Genomic DNA, 21,951 nt, shown 5'->3' with positions numbered 1-21,951 from the left:
CAAATAACTAATCTAAGAAATTAAGCATTTTCAACTTAATGGCTTTTCGTTTAAACTAATGGCAATGCTTAACAACTAACCCTAAACTTGGAGGAATCAATCATGATCAAACACATTTTTATTGCAACGATTAAGCCTGGCGTGTCAGATGCCAACGTCGAACAAGCCATTCAAGATATGCGCGCCATGAAAGACACGGTCCCAGAAATTCAGTCCCTGACGGTTGGCCGCTCGTTGGGCTGGGCTGGTAGTGCCGACACTGTCAGCATGGTAATCGACGTCGCCGACCAGGCTAGTTTCGAGCGCTTACTTGCCAATGATTCGCACCAAAAGGTTAGTGCAGCTGCTGGCGAGGTTTTCAGAACCGACAATTTCGTCTTATCACAAATCAGTTATTAAATCATTAAGACCGACAATCTATCAAAGAAGTATCGTTCTATCAACGACGTCGACTTTGTCACCGGCACCTTGAACATGCTGGAACAGCAAACTTGCCAGCGTCAACGCATCGCATTGATAGGTGCCCCCTTAAAATTACAAAAAAAAGATGGCTTCATCTCAATTCGGGATGAAACCATCTTTTTATTTAACTGGATCTTCAACCCAATCGAATTCCAAACTCGGGTCGGCGTTCAACGTTGCGTCCGCAAAGACGCCGTGTTGGTAAGCCACGTAGGCAAAGGCCCCAATCATGGCCGCGTTGTCTCCGCACAAATTGAGGGGCGCTTTGACCAAATGGGTGACCGGGTTACTGGACAAGTCCCGTTCGAGCCGTTCCCGTAGCCCATGGTTAGCCGCCACCCCACCGGCTAAGATCAGCTGGTGGACGGGATAGTCAGCCAAGGCCCGTTGCGTCTTTTCAGCCAATACGTCAACGACCGCCTGTTGGAAACTGGCAGCGAGGTCTTGCTTGTTCAGCGTCTCGCCAATTTGGTCCGCGTGATGGGTCGTGTTGATGAAGGCACTCTTCAACCCGCTAAAGCTAAAGTCAAAGTTGTCGTCCTTTTCCATCGCCCGCGGGAAGTTGAACGTGTCGTGGCCCTGGTGCGCCCACTCGTCAACGGTCTTGCCGGCAGGATAATTGACCCCCATAACCCGGCCGACCTTGTCGTAGGCTTCCCCAGCGGCATCGTCGCGGGTCTCACCAATGATTTCAAATTCATTTTCAGCCGGCATGTAGACCAATTCCGTGTGCCCACCAGAGACCAATAAGGCCATGGCTGGAAATTCAATGGGCTCCACGTAACGGGCCGCATAGATGTGGCCAGCCATGTGGTTGACGGGAATCAGGGGCAGGTTGTGGGCAAAGGCGACCGTCTTAGCCGCCGTGACGCCAATCAACAGCGCACCAACCAAACCGGGTCCGTAAGTCACCGCCACTGCATCCAGGTCGTCATAAGTGACTTGCGCCTCATCCAAGGCATCCTTGATGCACAGCGTGACTTCTTCAATGTGATGACGACTAGCCACTTCGGGCACGACGCCGCCAAATCGCTGGTGACTCTTGATCTGGGTCGCCACGATATTGGACAAGATCTTATGTCCATCCTCAATGACCGCCACACTCGTCTCGTCACAACTTGATTCAAACGCTAAAATTAGGTTTCGCTTTTCCGTTGGACTCACTCCCTCTAAAATTCTTGATCTTTGTTTTTATTCTTCTCAATGATAGTGTCCGTATTGGCCGCCTTCCGTTGCGCGAAATTCCAGGCTGGTGCGCCGCGGTAGGCGGACAGTTCCCAGCCCCATAGCAGGCAGAACTCCTGGCAGCCACAGGTACCGACTAGCACAATTTCAGTCGTCTAATCACGAAAAAAACGAGTGGCGAAGCGCCTACTCGTCATCCGCAGCTGAATCCTCAGCCAAATACAACGTCATATCCGCTGCGTCTTCGTGGTCACCGAAGTAATATCCCCGCTTGATTCCCGTTTGTTCAAAGTCCAAGTCGCGGTAGAGCTTCTGGGCATTTTGATTGGACACCCGGACCTCTAGACTAACTGACTTGTAATTCAACTTACGGGCCTTTTTAATCATGGTTTCTAGCAGGAACCGGCCGAGGCCGCGGTTTTGGTATTCCGGTACCACCGCAATATTGGTGATGTGGGCATCCCGCGTCCGTTCATCAAACGTACTGCCGATGAAAGCCAGTAGTTTGTCTTCCTTACGAATAACCAGGTACAACCGGTCCTTTTCGCGTCGCAATTCATTGGCAAAGGCCGTCGAATCCCAAGGCGCCTTGCCGGCATAAACCGCCCGTTCAATCTCAATCATTTCTGGGATATCGGTAAAGAGCGCTTTGGCGACGAAGTACGTGACCTCCCGGATATCGACCCGGTGGTTTTTCACGTCCATGGCCTCCTCGCGCACCAGTTCTCGGCGGCTGCCAAAGATATTTTTATACCAGACTTTAAATTTTTTCAACATATGATTCGGTATCCTTCTTGTTTGGGTTCTTAGCCTGCCATTCGGCCTCGGCTTGGGTCAGACGTAAATAATTGGGTACGAACCGGTCCACATCAGCCACAGGATCTAACTGTTGGCCCAGTAGCCCAATCGTCGCGACTTGGGGCAGGTTCAACCAAGAACTGATGCGTGGCGTCGCGGCCGAAACGGTCGTACTGATCAGGTCCGCAAAGTGATTGGCATCCCCTAAAAACCAGACCGGTTCGGCGTATTCAGTGACGGCTTTTAAGAAATCGGTGATGTTGGTATGAGCATCCGCAATCACGGGCGTGGGTACGCCCCCGGCAATGCGGTACAAGCCGGCGAACACATTTTGATTCCGCGCATCAAACATGGGTGCCACTAAAGCCCCTTCGACGGGAACGTTGGCCGCTAGCGTTTCCAAGCTGGATACGGCGACCAGGTCAATGTCCAGCGTGGCCGCTAACGTCTTGGCCGTGGTCACGGCAATTCGAATGCCTGTATACGAACCGGGGCCCGCTGCCACGACAACGCGGTCCAAGTCAGTCGGCTTGAGGTCCGCCATCGCCAGTAATCGTTCAATCTCGGGTAAGAGGTATTCCGCGTGTTTTTGGTGGACGGTGACCGTAATGGCCGCCAACACCGTGTCGTCATCCAAGACGGCCACACTCAACGGTCGATTCGATGTATCAATTGCTAAAATCTTCATATTTGCTTGCGTTCCCCTTCACTTTGCTTCACCAGGTAAGACTCAGTCCCGGTCATTGCGGCCGTTTACTGTCTTTATCAGTTTACTATACTACCACAAAAGACCGGTGGCGACACCTTACCTGCTTAATCTGTTTCAAAATCTGTTAGCGTTCCTGCCATTGGATGGTCGCCTTAGCCGCAACCACGTCGTCACGTTGAACTAAGTGTTGCGAGGTCAACGTTTCAGCGGGCAAATCATAACTGCTCGTCACCGGTTCGCCATAGGTCACTTCATTTTCAAACCGGATCCGGACGTCTGCCGGCTGATGGTGCCGTAAGAAATCGGCGGGTAACACGTCGAGCATCCAATCAAAGTAGTGGGCGTTGTTCACGTGTCCGTTGCCGTCAATATCAAAATACCGCACCGTGTACGGCTTAGTTGGTAGGTCCGTGGCAGTCAGCCGGTCGGGCCGCGGTAACCGCGGTAAGCGCACCGACTGGGTAGATTGATACGGCGCCATGACCTCGGCGGGAATCGTCGCAATCTTACGAGTGGCGTAGCTCATCGTGACCCAAATACCCTCACCATAGGCCAACTGGTTACCGGCCATATCTAACAGCCAGTATTCCCGGTACGCGAAGTATTTGTTGTAAGACGTCGCCCGCGTTTTCAATTGAACCTGATCACCGGTCTTGGGTAACGCGGTGATTTGCAGGTGATACTGCGTGACGACCCACCCCACCCGGTGGGACTGCACGAATTCAGTCGTCAATCCCAACGCGTCGTTTTGGTCTTCAGAGACCAGCACGAACAGGTTGATCAGCATGGCCAGCGTTAAATGGCCGGTATCGTCCGCTTCGTAGTAGACGACGCGGTGTGGTTCAGTAAATTCATTAGCAGCCACCTGGGTCACTCCTTGTCTAAATGATGATAAGTGTTATAAATTGCTTGTTTCTTGACCCCCCGCAGGTTGGCGACCTCTTTGATGGCAGCGTTGGGCTTTTCCCCCGCCGCAATCAACCGGTCGACTTGGACTTCAACGGGTTCGCTGAGGTCCACAGCAGTGGTGGCGGTCGTGGTTGGCGCAGGATTACCGCCGACCAGCACGACGAACTCGCCGCGCACGGTATCGGTGGCGGCCCATTCGGCCAACTCCGCTAACGTGCCCCGCAAGAACTCTTCGTAGCGCTTCGTTAATTCCCGGCACAACACGGCGGGCCGGTCATCCCCAAAGCCCATCGCCAGGTTTTGTAAGGTCTTCTTCAGCCGGTGCGGCGCTTCATAGAAGATCAAGGTCTCTGGCCGCTGGGCCAAGCCCTCGATTTCAGCCCGTTGATCCTTGGGCTTGCGGTCCAAAAAGCCGTAAAAATAAAATGGCTGCGGCGCCAACCCCGACGCAATCAGCGCCGTCAAGCCCGCATTGGCCCCGGGCAACGGCGCGACTGGAATGTGCGCGGCGATACAAGCGTTGACCAGTTCATGGCCGGGATCCGAAATGGACGGCATCCCCGCGTCGCTGACCTGGGCAATGTCTAATCCCTGTTGCAGCTTGGCCACCAACTGGGGAATCCGCTCCTGGGTGTTGTGTTCGTGAAAGCTGATTTGTTTAGTCGTAATTTCAAAATGATTTAATAATTTCTGCGTGTTACGCGTATCTTCGGCAGCAATCAGGTCGACGGCTTTTAACGTCTTCACGGCCCGAAAAGTCATGTCGTCTAAATTACCGATGGGCGTGGGTACCAAATACAAATGCCCCTGCGCCTCGGTCTTAAAACTGCGTGTTCGTTCCATCAAGTTGGGTCCTCCTACTGATCGCGATAAATAACTTCCAGACAAAAGGCACACTCTTCATCTTGCTTGCGCCGGGTTCCGTAAAATTCGCGGCACACGTGAAAGCCTTCCTCGTAAAGTTTTTCCAGAATCTGTCGGGACTTTGAGAGGCCTTGGGGGGTCTCCGGGTCTTCCGGCAGCGTCTTTTGTAATTCGCGGACCAACTCGCGTAAATGTTGATTCTCGATTTCCAGCTCGGCGTTTTGTTCAAACACCTGCGTCATCTGCGTTTGTAAGTCAGAAAATTGGGCAAGCATCTGCTGTAGCTGGCCCTCAAGACTTTTAAACTGATCGTAAAGCGCTTCTTTATCCAAAGTTGCCACCCCTCCAATGCTGACTAGTTTTAGCGCATCTGCGCCAGAATCTGTAACGTTAAGGCTTCTAAAATTGCTTGAAAATTCAGGTTGCCGGCTAATTGGCCGCGTGTCGCCAACGTTTCGGTCATGATGTTGACCAGCCGGTCGATCGACAATTGTTGGGCCACCCGCTGGCTGACTTGGGCCACCTGCGGATAAGCCAGGTCGGCCGGGTCGATGGTGTTGGCCTGTTGGCGCAAGGCGTCGTGCCAGACCTGAACGACCATGTCGAGAACCACGCCTTGACGGTCCCGATTACTACCGAGGGGCACGAGTTCCGTTTGGACCCGCACAAAGGCCCGTTCATCACGGTCGCAGCAAGCCGTAAACCACTGGCCGACCGCCGTTTGCGCATTGGCCAGCCAGTCGTCGGCCACTAGATCTTGGGCCGCACTGACACTCTCCGTCAACGTGGTCAACAGGTAGCGTTGACTGGGCACGATGCCCGCTTGCGCCAGCGCCGTGGTCAGCGCTTGGGGCGCGACCTTGATGAAGTCCACGATTTGCGTCCGTGACAAAATCGTGGGCAAAATCAAATTCTTGTTGGCAGTTAATAACAGTGCGACCGTATTGCCTACGGGTTCTTCAATGAATTTCAGCAGGCTGTTGGCCGCCCCCGTCGTCATCCGGTCGACCTGATCGACGATGAAGATCTTTTGATTGCCCTCCACCGCACTCTTGGTGAATTCCGCCTTGAGATAGCGGACTTGGTCGACCTTGATGCGTTGGCCGTCGGGAACGACGCTGACCACGTCGGGATGGTCCCCCGCCATGATGCGACGGCACTCCGCGCATTGACCACACGGCATCCCGTCAGCGGTAACGTTTTGGCAAAATAACCGCATGGCAATGGTCCGCGCGACTTCCTGCCGGCCGGTCCCATCCGCGCCGTTAAACAGGTACGCGTGTGCCAAATGATTGGTTTGAATTAACTGCATAAAATGGCTCACGAGTTGCGGCTGCAGCCGTTGGGCCGTGGCCACCACGGATTCTTCGCTCATCTTGACCCCCTAAAACTGGTGAAACTGATCCACTGGCATCACGAACACCGTGGCCCCACCGACTTGCACTTCAACGGGGTAAGACGACGTGCTGTCCAATTGCGCATCCAAATTAACGGGTGGCGTCATGAACTGTTGACGCGTATGGCTGGCTTCTTTGATCATGTTCAACACTTCGTCGACCCGGTCATCTTCCAGACCAATCATAAATGTCGTGTTCCCGGACTTCAAAAAACCCCCGGTCGTCGACAAGCGGGTCGCCCGAATGTCGTGGTCAATAAATTGATTACTCAAGCGATTCGCGTCTTTATCCTGAACAATGGCGATTAATAATTTCATACTGGGTTCCTCCCTTTATGCCGATGTTAAAAGTAAGCGTGTGCGGTCTGTTTGATCAAAGCCAAGGACTGCGCGACCACAGTGGCCGGGTCCTGCGTGGCGTCGATCAATTTAATGCGGTCGGGGTGCGCAGCTTGTAGCTTCAAATAAGCCGCCCGGACCCGGTCATGAAAGGCCGTCTGTTCGACATCGAGCCGATCGACCTTTTGCGGGTCACGGTGTGCTTGAATGCGGCGCAGGCCGACCTCAGCCGGCACATCAAAGTAAATCGTGAGCTCCGGTAGTAACCCATCGGTCGCGAACTCATTCATTTGGGCAACCGCTGCCTCCCCGATTTCTCGTCCGGCCCCTTGGTAGGCCACCGAACTATCGACGTAACGGTCGCAAAGCACCAATTTGTCCGCCGCTAATGCAGGGAGAATCGTTTGGGCCAAGTGCTGCCGCCGCGCTGCCGCATACAAGAGGGCTTCCGTTCGGTAATCCATCGCCGTATTGGCCCGGTCTAAAATGATTGACCGAATGCTCTCGGAAATGGGATTGCCCCCCGGTTCTCTGGTAATCGTCAACCGGTCGCCCAAGGCAGGCGCGATTTCTGCGGTAATGGCCTGCAGCGCGCTGGTCTTCCCGGCGCCGTCGGGTCCTTCAAAACTAATAAACGTTCCTGACAACATACTCGACCCCATTTTTGTTTGATACTAAAGTATTGAAAGCAAAATTAACGCGTTACTTCTTGAAACGTCAGTATTCTGTCCACTAAAATCAGCGAAACCAGGAGCCTGCGTCAGTCAGGGATTCCGGCAAATTGGTAGCTATCCGAAATACGACGTTAACCCCAAGACAACTGACAAATCAGTTGTTATCGCGAATTAAACTAACCGTTGCTGACTATCAGTCTTGTAGCCGAGAGTTCGTCAAATATGGGTTCAGCCGTGGGAGTTCCCTTAACGGCGGTCTTGGGCGTTTAGGGAACTGGCGTCTTTGAGACGTGGTTTTCGGCTCAAAGCGAGGTCGAGACCGCACTTTGGCTCGACCGGTCCGCCCACCGCGTTCCAACCCATCTTTGACGAACGGTAGGCGGCCAGTTCACGCTACAAAACCATGGACGATCAGACTTAACACATGAGTCGCATGATCAACTGATTTTTATCTTTCAATCTTTAGCTTGATAGTTACATTGTACTTGAATTCAGAATTGATGTCTATTGCCGCGCCGGCTTCCCGTTAGTTTTGTCCACGCGAAGACGCGCCGCTCCATCACAAGCAAAAGGCGCACCAGAAAACCACTTCTAGTCCGCCCCTACTTGGTATTCAGCTAATCTCGAAATACTGCCGCGGAAATGTGCTTGCCTTTCACTTGACGCCGCCGTGCTTCGCGGTACAAGAAGAGGTACGTTTGTCGTGCTAACGCCGTGTTGGCCGTCATTTGATTATCGGCATCCGCAATGGCTTCTTCCGTTTGTTTGGCGTGGTCCCAACGATCCTTGGCGTTATCAATGGTCACCAGTAATTGGTCATCATAAACTGCCTTTAACCGTGAGAGTTGCCGTTTCTTTCGTCCAAACATGCCCAAGCCCCTCCTTACATTTCCGTCCGGCCTTCAACCGCCTTAAACAGGGTCATCTCATCCGCGTATTCAATGTCGCTCCCCACGGACAAACCGTGAGCTAAGCGGGTTACCTTGATTCCCGCCGGCTTGATCAACCGTGACAAGTACATCGCCGTGGCTTCCCCTTCTGGCGTCGCGTTCGTGGCGATGATGACTTCCTTGATAGCGGGATTGCTCTGTAGCCGGTTGATCAGGCTGGTGATGTTCAGGTCTTCTGGGCCCTTGCCCTCGATGGGCGACATGACCCCGTGCAAAACGTGATACAGGCCGTGGTATTCCTTCATCTTTTCCATGACCATGATGTCCTTGGCCTGTTCGACCACTAACACGTGGGTCTGGTCCCGCGTCTTATCAGCGCAAATGGTGCACGGGTCACTCTCCGTGATGTTGCCACAGATCGAGCAAAAATGCAGGTCCTTTTTAGCTGAGACCAGCGCTTTAGAAAACGCCTTAACGTCATCTTCTTGCATATCAATCGTGAAGAAGGCCAGCCGCGTCGCTGACTTTTGGCCGATGCCCGGCAGCTTCATGTAGCTGTCGATCAGCTGCGCAATCGGTTCTGGATATTGCATGGTCTCAACGTCCTTTCTAAATTACATCCCGGGAATGTTCATGCCTTGTGTGTACTTCCCTAAGGATTGTTTCGTCGCCGTTTCCACTTGGTCCAAGGCATCGTTGACAGCGGCTAAGACTAAGTCGGCCAACATGTCGGGATCGTCGGGGTCGATGGCTTCTGGCTTGATGGTCAGGTCGGTCATCTTCCGTTCCCCAGTAAAGGTCGCTTGGACCATACTATCTGGTGAGACGCCGGTGAAGGTCTGCGCATTCAAGTTGGCTTGATCCTCAGCCATCTTCTTTTGCATTTGCCGCATTTGTTTCATCATACTACCCATATTACCCATGTTCCGCATTGTTCGTCATCCTTTCAAGGTTTTAATCGTTTTTCACATCAACAACATCTTTACCAAATAATTCTTCGGCCTTAGTGACGACCGGATTGGCCGCTGGTTTGGCGGGTTCTTCCGCCGCCCCGGCGTGATTATTCTGCAGCTCATCCTTGTGGGCTGTCAAATAATTCTTCCGGATCACTGGCCAATCCTCCTTCGGCACAAACACGACGGGTAACGCCGTGCCAATCATCCGGTCTAAGCCGTTCTCCAACGCGTCCGTCAATTCATGATCAGACGTGGCTCGTTGATACAAGAAGGCGTAGTCAAAGGCGACAATCACCCCTGAATCGGCCGCAGCGACCGGTTGGGAGACCTTCATGACCGCGCGTTGCGTGATCGACAGGCTATCCAGCACGTCTGGCCAGACTTCTTGGAGTTGATTGAGCTTCTCGCGGGTAGCGGCGCCCAAGACCGGATAGATTTTAGCCAAGTTGACTTCCTTGGCGGGCGCCTTCTTCGTCATTCGCGGTTTAGCCGCTGGTTTCGCCGCGACCGGTGTCTGCTCTAATTGCTTGACCGTGCTCTTCAGTTGATCGACCTCGTGTTGCAAGGCCGTCAATGCTAATGAACTAGCCGCCGGCGCACTCGGTGTCGCAGCCGCCGCAGTTGGAGTCGCGCTAGGTGTCGCTTGCGGCGCCCCATTTTGCCGGCCAATCTCGGCCAATTTAATGGTCAAGATTTCCAAATAAACGTCCGGGTGCGTAGTGAAACGCATCTGCTGCTGAATCGCATTGAGTTCGTTGATCATTGCGTACATCGTTTGCGCTGGCGTCTGCTTGGCCAGTTGCTGGAAGTCCTCGCTGACGCTACCCATCTCGGCTTCTTCAACTAGCTGTGGCGCCTGTTGGTACAATAGCAGGTCCCGGGCATAGCTGATCAGGTCTTCAGTGAAGCGCTCCGCGTCCTTACCGGCTTCCAACACGGACTGCAACGTCGCTAAGGCCGCCTTGGTGTCGCCGCCCAGCACCTGTTGCACGTAGGTAGCCAACAGTTCGTGGGTCACACTCCCCGTCACGAGCAGCGCATTATCCAGGGTAATTTCGTTATCGCCAAAGGACAACGCCTGATCCAGGATACTCAACGCATCCCGCATTCCCCCTTCGGCTGCTTTGGCAATCACCTTCACGGCCTGCTCGTCGTAGGTGACGCCCTTTTGATCCAGAATGTAGATCATCCGATTGTAGCTGTCATTGGCCGCGATGCGTTTGAAATCAAATCGCTGGGTCCGAGAAATAATCGTGGCGGGAATCTTGTGGGGTTCCGTGGTCGCCAGGATAAAGATCACGTTAGCCGGTGGCTCTTCCAACGTTTTCAGTAGGGCGTTAAACGCCCCCGTCGACAGCATGTGCACTTCATCAATGATGTAGACCTTGTAGTCGGCAACCGTGGGCGCATACTTGACCTTGTCCCGGATGTCACGAATCTCTTCGACCCCGTTGTTCGAGGCGGCATCGATTTCGATGACATCGTTTAAAGTCCCCGCCGTAATGGCCTTACAGGTCTCACATTCGTTGCAGGGCTCGCCATCTTGTTGATGATGGCAGTTGATGGCCTTGGCAAAAATCTTGGCTGCCGAGGTCTTCCCAGTTCCCCGGGGACCCGCAAAAAGATAAGCGTGGCTGATCTGATTCGTCGTAATGGCGTTCTTCAAGGTCCGGGTAATGACTTCTTGCCCAATCATATCCTCAAATCGTTGGGGCCGCCAAACCCGGTAAAGTGCTTGATAAGCCATGCAATCCGTTCCTTTCGTTCATAATTCTTTGCGGAGTTTGGGACAAAACCGCCCAAACTCTTCTGTGCACCAACTTTAAATAGCGGAAACCTGCGCCAAAGGTAGCTGGTTTCGCTTAAGGCTGATAACCGCCTGTTCATTACTAAATTCGCTGATTAATATTATAGCCTTTTTCGGTAGTCGCTGTCACGGATTGACTAGTAGATTTACGCAAAATTAATCCAGGTATTCGCAAACCAGCCAGTTGCCGTAATCCACTGTTCACCGAAATAGCTTAAACCAATTGTCTACGGCTGTCAGGTGTGTCACCTGCCACAGAGAGGCGCGACCCTCATTTTCAGCCAACAAACACTATCATTTCTTCCATTAAATAATCAAACTGTCAATGACAAGCAGTCGCTAACTAAATACCGATAAAATCATCGCATTAGCCGATCACTTCGTCACTAGCTGATTGGCGACGTCAACCATACCTCGTTGACGCTAGCCCGACAAGCCATCATTGACTGGGTAAGCCGGTTGCAAGTGCGTTAGCGGGTGGTATAAAAAAACTCCCAGTCCAGCGACTAGGAGTTGTTATAATCTCATAAACTTGAAGCACAAAGCGAAACAAACTTAGTGCTGCTTCCTTCCGGACCTGACACGATTCGTAAGCCCACCCTTGCTTCAAGGCCTTAACGGCAAGTACTAGTGTATCATGCTTTTTTCTGGTTGTCTAGCGTCTTCTCATTTTCGGCTTGGGCCGGCTTGGGCCGCTGCCCGCCGTGCTTTCTTGCGGGCCTTTTGCCGCACCCGGGCCGCCCGGAAGAACTGCACCATGCGTTCCCCCGCGTCCTTAGCCAGCAAGCCTTCGTGCACCGTGACCGTGTGGTTCAACCGACTGTCGGTGAGCGTTTCGTAGAGGCTATCGACCGCACCAGCCTTAGGGTCCCGCGCGCCGTAAAAGACTTCGGGAATCCGGGAATTGATGATGGCTCCGCTACACATCAGGCACGGTTCAATCGTCACATACAGCTGGCAATCTTCTAGTCGCCAGCTTTTCAAGGTCCCACAAGCCTCTTCAATGGCTCGGACCTCCGCGTGCATAGTGGCGTCGTTGCCGTGTTCCCGCAAGTTATGCCCCCGACCCACGATTTGGTTGTCGTGGACGATGACCGCACCGATGGGGACCTCGCCGATCAAGGCTGCCTGGTCTGCTTCGAAGAGGGCCTCTTCCATGTAATGGCGTTGCCGGCCCGTATAATGCTGATCGCGCATCCAGACCCCTTCCTTTCTACTTCGTTAGGCCAGCGTACTCTCTAAAATGTAATAGCCCTTATCCTTTTTAATGTTGGTACAGTTACCAAACGTTGCTTGCATGGTTTTTTCCGCCGATGGCGCCCCTTGCTTCTTCTGCAAGACGACCGTCAACGTCCCACCGGGCAACAGATGGTCCTTCGCGCCCGTCAACATGGCCGTGACGACCTGCTTACCGGCCCGAACCGGTGGATTCGTAACGATAGCCGCGTAACGCTCCGTGATGTTGGCATAGACGTCAGACGTCTTGATCTCCACGTTGTCGATCTGGTTCGCCACCGCATTTTGTCGTGCCAAGCTCAGTGCCAACTCGTTGACATCGACCATGGTCACCTGACGATCAGGCCACTTCTTTGCCAGTGCCAAGCCGATTGGCCCATACCCGGTGCCCAGGTCCAACCAAGGACCAGCCGGCGTCTTGTCCGCATTAAAAGCGTTGAGTAACGCCCGGGACCCATAGTCCACCCTGTTTTTGGAAAAAACACCGTTGTCGGTGGTAAACAACAATTCGTTGCCTAAGAGGGTAAACGGCCAATGATGTTCCTCGTGTAAAACGTCTGGATTTTGTGTATAATAGTGATTAGTCAATTTCTCCGCCACCTTTACCTCTTATTTTACCGTAGATACTTCCTGGTGGCTAATAAAAAAAGTTTATTCGCTGAGACACCATATTTGGTAGTTATTGTATGTATCAACTACCAAATATGGTGTCTTTTTTGATTGTAATTTTCGCTGGCTGGTGTAAACTGTACTCATTGATATTGAAATTGATGAGGAAGTGGCAACAATGAAAGTAACCGTTTATTCCAAGAACAATTGTATGCAGTGCAAGATGACAAAGCGTTTTCTGAGTGAACACAACGTGGATTTTGAAGAACGTAATATTAACCAGAATCCCGAATATGTGACATACCTCAAGGAGAAGGGTTTTCAAGCCGTTCCCGTTGTTGAGGCTTCTGGTCACCCGGCCTTTTATGGCTTCCGGCCAGATCAATTAACGCAAATCGCGGGCTAGACTCTTTTTGAGTTGGTCCAGAATTGTTTTTTGGCGATGTCGTGTTTTGCACGGTGGCGCCATTTTTATTTGACACTTGCGCATTCTAACCTAGAAAGAGTTGACTAGTATGAGTTTAAAAGACCTAACCGACGTCACGTATTATGATTTAAATAACGAAATTAACATCCCCGTGAACGGTCAGATTCCGTTGAACAAGGACCAGGAAGCTTTGCAGGCCTTCCTCAAGGAAAATGTGATTCCCAATACCAAGACCTTTGCGTCCCTACAGGAGCGTTTCGACTTCTTGATTGCCAACAACTACGTCGAAAAGCACGTGATCGACGCTTACCCAATGAGCTTCATCGAAGACCTCTACGCCTACTTGCGGGCTCAGAATTTTCATTTCAAATCCTTCATGGCCGCTTATAAATTTTATGCTCAATACGCCTTGAAGACAGATGATAACGACTACTACCTGGAAAACTTCATCGACCGGGTGGCCATGAACGCGCTGGACTTTGCGGATGGCGACCAACAACTGGCCCATGATCTCGCCGATGAAATCATTCATCAACGCTACCAACCCGCTACCCCCAGCTTCTTGAATGCCGGGCGGTCTCGGCGCGGTGAATTGGTCTCATGTTTTCTGATCCAATCGACCGACGACATGAACACCATCGGCCGGACCATCAACTCTGCGCTACAGCTCTCCCGCATCGGTGGCGGGGTCGGCATTAGCCTATCCAACCTGCGCGGGGCTGGCGATCCCATCAAGCACATCGAGGGCGCCGCTTCCGGTGTCGTCCCCGTCATGAAATTACTGGAAGACAGCTTTTCTTATTCTAACCAATTGGGCCAACGGCAAGGGGCCGGCGTGGTCTACCTCAGCGTGTTCCATCCAGACATCGTGGCTTTTTTGAGTGCCAAAAAGGAAAACGCCGACGAAAAGATTCGTTTGAAGACCTTGTCCCTGGGCGTTACGGTTCCCGACAAGTTCTACGAGTTGTGTGCGGCTGACGCGGACATGTACTTATTTAGTCCCTACGATGTCGAACGCATCTACGGCAAGCCCTTCTCCTACGTCGATATCACCAAGGAATACGACAATATGGTTGCCAACCCGGATATCCGTAAGAAGAAGCTCAAGGCCCGCGACCTGGAAACGGACATCGGCAAGCTCCAACAAGAATCCGGTTACCCTTACATCGTCAACATTGACACGGCTAACCGTGAGAACCCGATCGACGGCCGCATCGTGATGAGTAATTTGTGCTCAGAAATCATGCAGGTCCAAACGCCATCGACCGTTAACAACCAACAAGAATACATTCAAAAAGGTACCGACATTTCGTGTAACCTCGGCTCCACAAATATTGTGAACCTGATGGCGGCACCTGATTTCGGTCATTCCGTAGAAACCATGGTCCGGGCCTTGACCTTTGTCACGGATCACTCCGACATCGACGTGGTCCCCTCAATTCAAAAAGGCAACCGGCTGGCCCACACGATTGGCCTGGGTGCCATGGGGCTTCACAGCTACTTTGCCAAGAACCACATGATGTACGGCTCCAAAGACAGTATCGCCTTCACCAGCGTTTACTTCATGCTGCTGAATTACTGGACGCTCAAAGCTTCCAATCAAATTGCCAAGGAACGCCACGAAACGTTCCACAACTTTGAGAAGAGTACCTACGCGTCTGGCACCTATTTCGACCGCTACACCGAGACTGACTGGCGCCCTAGCAGTGAAAAAGTCCAGGGACTCTTCGCCAACATTTGGCTACCGTCCCCTGAAGACTGGGCGGCCTTGAAGGCGGACGTCATGCGCGACGGCTTGTATCACCAAAACCGGATGGCCGTGGCACCGAACGGCTCCATTTCATACATCAACGACACCACCGCGAGTCTCCACCCCATCATCAACCGGATCGAGGAACGCCAGGAAAAGACGATTGGGAAGATCTACTACCCAGCGCCATACCTGGATAACGACACCATGCCTTACTACAAATCTGCTTACGACACCGACATGCGCCGCGTTATTGACGTCTACGCCGCTGCCCAAAAACACGTGGACCAAGGGATGAGCCTGACGCTGTTCATGCGCTCCACGATTCCAACCGGCCTGTACGAATGGAAGAACGGCCGCACAGATAAGATGACGACGCGTGACCTGAGTATCCTGCGCAACTACGCCTACCGTAAGGGCATCAAGTCGCTGTACTACGTGCGGACCTTCACCGACGACAACAACGAAGTCGGCGCCAACCAATGTGAAAGCTGTGTCATTTAGCCAGCGCAAGTCAGGAAACGAAAAAGGAGTGGGTGTCATTGGCAAGAACTGAAAATTATAACGCAATCAATTGGAATCAAGTCTCAGATGAAATCGACAAGGCAACGTGGGAAAAACTCACCGAGCAATTTTGGTTAGACACGCGGATCCCCGTCTCCAACGACTTGGATGACTGGCGAACGCTAGACACCGACCACCAATGGGCCGTAGGCCACGTCTTTGGTGGCTTGACCTTGCTGGATACGCTCCAGTCCCAAGACGGGATGGCAGCGTTGCGGCGCGATGTCCGGACGCCCCACGAAACGGCGGTCTTAAACAACATTCAATTCATGGAATCCGTGCACGCAAAGAGTTACTCCACCATTTTCTCCACGCTGAACACGCCGGATGAAATCGACGAAATTTTCCAATGGAGCGATTCCGAGGAATTTCTGCAAAACAAAACTAAGCGCATCTATGATTTGTACCACGACGATGAGCACCCCCTAAAGAAGAAAATTTCCAGCGTCTTTCTGGAAACCTTCCTGTTCTACTCCGGCTTCTTCACGCCGCTGTACTACCTGGGGCACAACAAGTTAAACAACGTGGCCGAGATCATCAAGCTGATCTTGCGCGATGAGTCTGTGCACGGCACCTACATCGGCTACAAGTTCCAACTGGGCATGAAAGAACTGACCGACAACGAACAACAGGCCATGAAGGACTGGATGTACGACTTTCTCTACAAGCTCTACGCCAACGAGGAAAAGTACACCCACACCCTCTACGACCAAATTGGCTGGTCAGACAAGGTGTTGACGTTCATTCGCTATAACGCCAACAAGGCCCTGATGAACTTGGGCCAAGATCCCCTGTTCCCCGATACGGCCGAAGACGTCGACCCCGTGGTCATGAACGGGATTTCCACGTCCACGGCCAACCACGACTTCTTCTCGCAGGTCGGTAACGGTTACCTGTTGGGAAACGTCGAAGCCATGAACAATGACGACTACAACATTGGTGAGCCCGCAGATCCGGATGACCCTAGTAAGTAATTCGATGTCAGCAAAAAAGGATTTGAGCGTGTCGCGCCCAAATCCTTTTTTGCGTCTTGGTAGTTTGTTTAAAGGTTTAAAAATGAAAATCAGCTAGGAGTATTGCCACCACACGACTCGTGGCGTAAAAATCAGGCGTTTACAGCTTCGTAGTGCGGACTGGCCGCCGACCGTCACCCCGCCGTCAGGAACTTGGCCGACGCAAACGCTGGCACTGGATAAGTGTAAAAGCCCCGCTGATTTTCCTGGCCAAATTTTTGTTGGTCCAGCAGCTCACACTTGAGCTTGTGGGCGACATCTACCAGATACCCCTTGCCCGGTTCGCCACTGGTCGCTAACAACAATTGGTAGACTTGGCGCAGACCAATCTCATCTAAAATGCCAAACGGCCCCATGGACGCGCCAGTCGCAATCATCCAGGCCCGGTCGATGGCTTGGGGCTCCGCAACCCCGTGAACCCACAACGTTAACGCCGTATTCACAAATGGCAGTAACATGGCCGAGAGCACGTAGCCCGGGTGCTCTCGTTTGACTTCAATCGGCACGAGGCCAATCTGATGAACGAAATGGCAGACCCGGTGGAAGACCGCTGGATCAGTGCCGGCATGCCCCATGACCTCGGCCAACCCATTTTCCCAAATATGGTCCATGAAGTGGATGGCCAAAAATTTGGCTGGTCGCCCGGTGATCGCCGCGAATTGGCTAGGCACCATCGTCGCGGAATTCGTCGCAAACACGGTCTGTGCTGGCGCGACTTTGGCCAGTTCGGCGTAGAATGCCTGCTTGATGGTCGCGACCTCGGGTACCGCCTCAATGACCAGGTCGGCATCCTCGACCGCGGTCTCCAGGTCCGTCGCAAAACTGATCCGTTCATTCGTATCAAAGATGACAGCGGGCGTTGCGTTCTTCGCTTGCGCATAGGACAAGTTCCAAGTGGCTAAACGCCGTTTGGTCGCAGCAATGGCCGCCGCATTGACATCCTCAATAACGACCTGAAACCCACTATAGGCAATTTGATAAGCAATCTGACTGCCCAGCGATCCGCCACCAGCCACCACGATCTTCTTAAACTTCATTGCGTGTCATCCTCCCTACTAATTAGCTTTTACATGCTCCCCAGCATACGCAGTTGCGCGGCACACCACCATTCAGGTCACCCGGTTAGGGGAAATACCTAACTAAGGGCCAAAACCAAGTGGTAGCCCATCCTTTTTGCGGTATACTAATTTTAAACACTAAACTTTGGGGGTCTTTTACTTGCCAACGATTAAAAATGTCTGCGTCTTCTGCGGGTCCAACCACGGGTACGATCCACAATTTCTCGCACAAACGAACGCTTTAGGCAAATACTTAGCCGACAATGGTCATCCACTGGTCTACGGTGGCGGTAAGGAAGGCTTAATGGGCGCGGTGGCCAGTGCCACCATGGCGGCCGGGGGCCAGGTCATCGGCATCATCCCGACTTTCTTGAGTGAACTCGGTCTGGCCAAGACAGACATCACCACCCTGTTAGAGACCAGCACCATGGATGAACGCAAGGACGAAATGCTCCGCCAGTCCGATGCCTTTATCGTGTTACCAGGAGGCTTTGGCACCTTTGAAGAGTTCACGACCATGCTGTCTTGGAGCCAGATCAACGTTCATCAAAAGCCCATCGCCCTCTTTAATATCGACCACTACTACGATCCGTTGGTCACGATGATGCAAAATAGCTGTGACGCTGGCTTTGCGCCCCAAGAAAACATGAATCTGTTCATCGACGCGGCGACTATCGACGATATCTTTAGCGGCTTCGCCAATTTCCACCACCAGCTGCCATTCAAGTACACCAACTAATGGCGTGAAAATTAGTCGTTGACAGCTTCGTAGTTTGGGCTGGCCGCCTACCGTCCGCCAACTATGGGTTGGAACGCGGTGGGCGGACCGGACCGAGCCTGAGAAACGGTCTCGGCCTCGCTTTGAGCCGGAAACCCACGTCTCAAAGACGCCAGTTGTCTAAGCGGCATGAACCGCGCCGCTAAGGCAACTCCCACGGCTGAACCCATATTTGACGGACTCTCGGCTACTAGAGTGTGTGCTAGTAACAAGCTGCTTAGCCCCAGATAACAGCTGATTTAGCAACTGTTACCTAACGCCATGTTGCTGATAATCAGCAACCCCGCCGGAGGCAGCCAGGGTGGAGCCAGCTGTGACGACGGTGTTGGCTGAGGTTTTGCCTCAGCCTACAGCGTGGGACGACTTGGGAGTCTGGCGGTCCTTGCCAGACTTTCAAGCGAACCGGAAGACCAATCCTCAGGCTGGAGGTGTTCCCCAGAGCAGGCGGAACCCTGGCTGACGCAGGCCTCTGGTTTCGCTAGTTTTAGTGGACAGCACACTGTCGTTCCGGGAACTACCGCGTTAATGCTACTTTCATCCTCTAAATTAAAATGGGCCTGGGACAAAACATCCCAGACCCATTTTGCGCCAACTTTAAATGGCCGAAACGTGCGCCAAAAGGCAGCCGGTTCCGCTTAAAACTGATAACCAAACAATCCAAGCCCGGGATTATTCGGTTATCAGCCTTAATGCTCGCCGCCTAACCGCCTTTTGTCCCACTCTCATTTACTTACCCATGATTTTGCCAACGAACCTCATCGGTGACCCAGTGGCTGAACCACTTGGGGGCCACCCGCACGCCCACCGGTGACCATTGATTGATCACGGACATCAGTTGGAGCATGCTGAAGATCAGTGACTGCCGACGCCGGTAAGCCAGGTATTTCGGCTCCCAGTCGGTCACGTATTTTTCCTTGTACGCACGCAAGCCTTGGAAACTGTAGAAGTTCGAACCGTACTGATAGATCAAATGGGCAGCTCGTTCTTCAATGAAGCTGAACTCGGAGACCCCGACGTTGGCTAGCGGCGCCATCCCCAAGTTAAAGCTCAGATAGCCGGTCTCCCGGCAAGTCTCAAATAGATAAACGAACAGACCATCCATAATCCCAGACGGTGCCTCGCGGCTGGCCCGCATCAAGTCGATGGACGTCATGCGATGGTCACCGGTCGGCATGAGATTGGCAAAGGCCACCAGCTCACCGGCCGCATTTTTCATGACCGCCACTGGCGCCTCATTCAGGTAGTCTCGGTCGAAGAAGCCCATGGAGAAGCCCTTTTCCGTTTCGTCATGCAGCCACGAATCCGAGATGGCCTTGAGTTCCTGGAATTGCGCGTCACTCAGCGGCGGTTGGAGCAGGTCAAATTGGTACCCCTCGCGTTTAAACTTGTTGATCAAGGCGCGTTCTCCCCGGTGCGCCTTGCCTGCGAGGCTGAAGGTCGCCAGATCGACGTGCCCTTCTTCGCCCACCTTGATGAAGTCAAAGCCCATTTCATGGAGCCGCAACGTCAATGATTCACTGATTTCGTAAAAGACGGGGCGCAAACCGGCCTGATTGGCGTCGTGCATGAAGGCCTGCAATGCCGGCGTTAAATAGTCTTGATTACCAATCGGCTCGCCCATCACCAACAACTTGTCGGCCTTTTGGCGGAACAACAAGAACAGCTGGTCCGCGCCGTCAGCTTGGTAGAAGTACGCCCGTTTATCACGCAAGAAGGCCAAGTGGCTGACTTCATTGCCGCCGAATTTGGTAATAATTGCCCGCATCCTCGGCGCATCGTAAGGCGCGTGGAGCCATTGTGGCTTGGGGGCGGCCAAGTACCGGTAAATGCCAATCAAAATCAGCAGCGCGGCTAGTAGGCTCCCTAAACCGGTCAGCCAGACCTGCGTCGATGGCAGGAGCCAAGCGCTCGGCAAAAATGGCCGGTGATGGCTCCCTTGAAAACTGGAAAGACCCAAGATGGTGTACAACACGAAGGTCCCCACGTAAATCACGCCGTCCACCAGTAGGCCGCCCCACGAGTAGTGAAAGCCAGTTCGGTAGAGCTCAGGCCGAGCAAAGATCAAGCAGGCCAGGACTAGCCCCAGTAAGATGGCGAGGCTGACGGGGAAATTCTCCCGCCACAACGTCACGCCTATGGCCACGACCAAGACGACCAGAGTCGGCCAGTAGGCTCGTTTCACCCGCGCCCCTACGCCGCGAGCCAGACCAATCAGTAGAAAAGCCATCACGATGTTGGTGATTTGGCTCAGGAAGTAAAACATGTAGGGCACCAAACGGAGGTAAAAGCGGTTAGCCAAGACCACGTCCGGAATCGTGGCAAACAGCAGCATCATCACGCCCGAAAAGTACATGAAGATGGTCACGAATAAATGGGCCGCCCGCCGCAGTGTCGCCACCGGCAGACCATTTAAGAACCCGTTCACCCGCCGACCGACATCGTGGATGAAAAAGCCGACCCCCACGCCAAATGGGAGCAGGTAGTAGAACAGTCGATACAACAACAGCCAGCCCGTGGCATCCGCGCGACTGACGCCCAGAAAGCCTAAACCAATGATCATGAAGACGTCAAAAGAACCCAAGCCCCCGGGGATCATCGAGACGACCCCTGCCACCGAAGCGACGACGAACATGGGAAAGACCGCTGCCAGCGGAATCGGTAACCGCAAGGCCCAGCCAATCAGGAGGAAGAACAGCGCGCAGCTCCCCCACTCCAAGCTGGAACCGAGGATGAGGATCCCTTCACGGCGCCACGTCAGGTCGCGAAAGAATTCGCTGTCGCTAATGCGGGTAAAGATGAAGACCACTGGAAAATACAGACCACCACCCAGTAGCCAAAACCAGTAACCCCGGAATGGCGCGCCGATGTCGAACCCAAATAAGCAGACCAACGCTACCCAACACAACAGCGACAGCCCAGCCAATAAGAAGAGCGCAATCTTCGAGATGGCGTAGACGACCTGTTTCTTGGTGGCTGATTTGGCATAAAAATTCGCGCGCAAACTGGCCCCCAATAGACCGCCCATCCCAGCCAAATTGGTAAAGGTGTTGGTGGTCCACCCACTACGGATGACATAACCGCGTGAAAACTTGCCCGGTAAAAATTGCACGATTGAAAAATCATAGATCAACATGGGCAAGACGGCGATGAAGCCACAGACTAGAAGTAGGATAAACGTCCCGGTATCAAGGGAGGCCAGTTCCGCCTGAAGCTGTTCACCACTGACCTCATGGGCAATGTGCCCGACCATTTGAATCACAAAAATTAAAATCGAAAAGATAAAAATGCCTTTAATTAACGTTAGGTGTTTCTGTATACTCCCCCACAATCTTTTCCCCATAATGATTGACCCCTCCCCGTAGTTCTTCATTATCGCAAGCTGGCTGGCAAAGAACAATCTTAACCCCGCTGAAGGACGCGGTTAATTTGTCCACTTAACAACAACCGTATCTGCTACCAGCATACCAAAAAGGCGCAAGACCGCCCACAACTTTCGGCGGCCTTACGCGAATTTTAAGGCTTCGGAT

Annotated in this window: 22 protein-coding genes and 1 other RNA gene; 5 read left to right on the top strand and 18 right to left on the bottom strand. The window is 52.9% G+C overall.

Annotated features, from left to right (window positions below):
- Positions 1 to 102: 102 nt before the first annotated feature.
- Positions 103 to 399 carry a Dabb family protein gene (locus EKM83_RS05550; RefSeq protein WP_125575641.1) on the top strand — a complete coding sequence of 99 codons (297 nt, stop codon included), beginning with the start codon at positions 103 to 105 and terminating at the stop codon, positions 397 to 399.
- Between the two features lie 183 nt (positions 400 to 582).
- Here EKM83_RS05550 and tsaD read toward each other — a convergent pair whose 3' ends face one another.
- The 16 genes from tsaD to EKM83_RS05470 all read right to left on the bottom strand — a co-directional run bounded on the left by tsaD (position 583) and on the right by EKM83_RS05470 (position 12,813).
- Entirely contained in the window at positions 583 to 1,626 is a 1,044-nt protein-coding gene (tsaD, locus tag EKM83_RS05545) for a tRNA (adenosine(37)-N6)-threonylcarbamoyltransferase complex transferase subunit TsaD (RefSeq protein WP_125575640.1), read from the bottom strand.
- A 207-nt stretch (positions 1,627 to 1,833) separates the two neighbouring features.
- A complete protein-coding gene (rimI, locus tag EKM83_RS05540; RefSeq protein WP_125575639.1) occupies positions 1,834 to 2,424 on the bottom strand; it encodes a ribosomal protein S18-alanine N-acetyltransferase in 591 nt (196 codons plus the stop codon).
- Entirely contained in the window at positions 2,408 to 3,133 is a 726-nt protein-coding gene (gene tsaB / locus EKM83_RS05535) for a tRNA (adenosine(37)-N6)-threonylcarbamoyltransferase complex dimerization subunit type 1 TsaB (RefSeq protein ID WP_125575638.1), read from the bottom strand. The genes rimI and tsaB overlap by 17 nt, the downstream gene beginning before the upstream one ends.
- Positions 3,134 to 3,278: 145 nt before the next feature.
- Positions 3,279 to 4,019, bottom strand: a complete 741-nt coding sequence (locus EKM83_RS05530; protein ID WP_125575637.1) for an acyl-[acyl-carrier-protein] thioesterase — start codon at positions 4,017 to 4,019, stop codon at positions 3,279 to 3,281.
- A 5-nt stretch (positions 4,020 to 4,024) separates the two neighbouring features.
- On the bottom strand, positions 4,025 to 4,906 hold the full coding sequence (gene rsmI, locus EKM83_RS05525; protein WP_125575636.1) for a 16S rRNA (cytidine(1402)-2'-O)-methyltransferase: 882 nt from the start codon (positions 4,904 to 4,906) through the stop codon (positions 4,025 to 4,027).
- Positions 4,907 to 4,920: 14 nt separating this feature from the next.
- The gene (locus tag EKM83_RS05520) at positions 4,921 to 5,259 is read right to left on the bottom strand and encodes a DNA replication initiation control protein YabA (protein WP_125575635.1); all 339 of its coding nucleotides are present in this window, start codon (positions 5,257 to 5,259) and stop codon (positions 4,921 to 4,923) included.
- Between the two features lie 29 nt (positions 5,260 to 5,288).
- Positions 5,289 to 6,302: a DNA polymerase III subunit delta' gene (gene holB / locus EKM83_RS05515; RefSeq protein ID WP_125575634.1), complete on the bottom strand. Its 1,014-nt coding sequence runs from the start codon at positions 6,300 to 6,302 to the stop codon at positions 5,289 to 5,291.
- Between the two features lie 9 nt (positions 6,303 to 6,311).
- Positions 6,312 to 6,641: a cyclic-di-AMP receptor gene (locus EKM83_RS05510; RefSeq protein WP_125575633.1), complete on the bottom strand. Its 330-nt coding sequence runs from the start codon at positions 6,639 to 6,641 to the stop codon at positions 6,312 to 6,314.
- A gap of 26 nt (positions 6,642 to 6,667) precedes the next feature.
- Positions 6,668 to 7,312, bottom strand: coding sequence for a dTMP kinase (gene tmk, locus EKM83_RS05505; RefSeq protein WP_125575632.1), 645 nt, complete (start codon positions 7,310 to 7,312; stop codon positions 6,668 to 6,670).
- A 641-nt stretch (positions 7,313 to 7,953) separates the two neighbouring features.
- The gene (locus EKM83_RS05500; protein ID WP_125575631.1) at positions 7,954 to 8,205 is read right to left on the bottom strand and encodes a YaaL family protein; all 252 of its coding nucleotides are present in this window, start codon (positions 8,203 to 8,205) and stop codon (positions 7,954 to 7,956) included.
- Between the two features lie 14 nt (positions 8,206 to 8,219).
- Positions 8,220 to 8,819: a recombination mediator RecR gene (recR, locus tag EKM83_RS05495; RefSeq protein WP_125575630.1), complete on the bottom strand. Its 600-nt coding sequence runs from the start codon at positions 8,817 to 8,819 to the stop codon at positions 8,220 to 8,222.
- 21 nt (positions 8,820 to 8,840) lie between these two features.
- Positions 8,841 to 9,158: a YbaB/EbfC family nucleoid-associated protein gene (locus tag EKM83_RS05490; RefSeq protein ID WP_125575629.1), complete on the bottom strand. Its 318-nt coding sequence runs from the start codon at positions 9,156 to 9,158 to the stop codon at positions 8,841 to 8,843.
- Between the two features lie 22 nt (positions 9,159 to 9,180).
- Positions 9,181 to 10,929, bottom strand: coding sequence for a DNA polymerase III subunit gamma/tau (gene dnaX / locus EKM83_RS05485; RefSeq protein WP_125575628.1), 1,749 nt, complete (start codon positions 10,927 to 10,929; stop codon positions 9,181 to 9,183).
- A 586-nt stretch (positions 10,930 to 11,515) separates the two neighbouring features.
- An RNA gene (gene ffs, locus EKM83_RS05480) (signal recognition particle sRNA small type) lies at positions 11,516 to 11,602 on the bottom strand.
- A gap of 53 nt (positions 11,603 to 11,655) precedes the next feature.
- Positions 11,656 to 12,186: a tRNA adenosine(34) deaminase TadA gene (gene tadA / locus EKM83_RS05475; RefSeq protein ID WP_125575627.1), complete on the bottom strand. Its 531-nt coding sequence runs from the start codon at positions 12,184 to 12,186 to the stop codon at positions 11,656 to 11,658.
- Between the two features lie 24 nt (positions 12,187 to 12,210).
- On the bottom strand, positions 12,211 to 12,813 hold the full coding sequence (locus tag EKM83_RS05470) for a class I SAM-dependent methyltransferase (RefSeq protein WP_125575626.1): 603 nt from the start codon (positions 12,811 to 12,813) through the stop codon (positions 12,211 to 12,213).
- Positions 12,814 to 13,012: 199 nt separating this feature from the next.
- On the opposite strand from EKM83_RS05470, the gene EKM83_RS05465 reads away from it, so the two are divergent.
- From EKM83_RS05465 to nrdF, 3 genes are all read left to right on the top strand, one after another.
- Positions 13,013 to 13,240, top strand: a complete 228-nt coding sequence (locus tag EKM83_RS05465; RefSeq protein ID WP_125575625.1) for a redoxin NrdH — start codon at positions 13,013 to 13,015, stop codon at positions 13,238 to 13,240.
- Between the two features lie 109 nt (positions 13,241 to 13,349).
- Positions 13,350 to 15,515, top strand: a complete 2,166-nt coding sequence (gene nrdE, locus EKM83_RS05460) for a class 1b ribonucleoside-diphosphate reductase subunit alpha (protein WP_125575624.1) — start codon at positions 13,350 to 13,352, stop codon at positions 15,513 to 15,515.
- 38 nt (positions 15,516 to 15,553) lie between these two features.
- Positions 15,554 to 16,549 carry a class 1b ribonucleoside-diphosphate reductase subunit beta gene (nrdF, locus tag EKM83_RS05455; RefSeq protein WP_125575623.1) on the top strand — a complete coding sequence of 332 codons (996 nt, stop codon included), beginning with the start codon at positions 15,554 to 15,556 and terminating at the stop codon, positions 16,547 to 16,549.
- 173 nt (positions 16,550 to 16,722) lie between these two features.
- Here the strand turns inward: nrdF and EKM83_RS05450 are convergent, their stop codons facing one another.
- Positions 16,723 to 17,625 carry a 3-hydroxyacyl-CoA dehydrogenase gene (locus tag EKM83_RS05450; protein WP_125575622.1) on the bottom strand — a complete coding sequence of 301 codons (903 nt, stop codon included), beginning with the start codon at positions 17,623 to 17,625 and terminating at the stop codon, positions 16,723 to 16,725.
- Between the two features lie 181 nt (positions 17,626 to 17,806).
- On the opposite strand from EKM83_RS05450, the gene EKM83_RS05445 reads away from it, so the two are divergent.
- The gene (locus EKM83_RS05445; RefSeq protein WP_125575621.1) at positions 17,807 to 18,385 is read left to right on the top strand and encodes an LOG family protein; all 579 of its coding nucleotides are present in this window, start codon (positions 17,807 to 17,809) and stop codon (positions 18,383 to 18,385) included.
- A 769-nt stretch (positions 18,386 to 19,154) separates the two neighbouring features.
- Here the strand turns inward: EKM83_RS05445 and mprF are convergent.
- Complete coding sequence (gene mprF, locus EKM83_RS05440; RefSeq protein WP_125575620.1) at positions 19,155 to 21,764, bottom strand: bifunctional lysylphosphatidylglycerol flippase/synthetase MprF; 2,610 nt, start codon at positions 21,762 to 21,764, stop codon at positions 19,155 to 19,157.
- Positions 21,765 to 21,951: the final 187 nt, after the last annotated feature.

The organism is Levilactobacillus angrenensis (assembly GCF_003946085.1).
Taxonomy (GTDB): domain Bacteria; phylum Bacillota; class Bacilli; order Lactobacillales; family Lactobacillaceae; genus Levilactobacillus; species Levilactobacillus angrenensis.
Note: the sequence above shows the minus strand (reverse complement) of the source record. Positions and strands in the feature narration are given on the sequence as shown.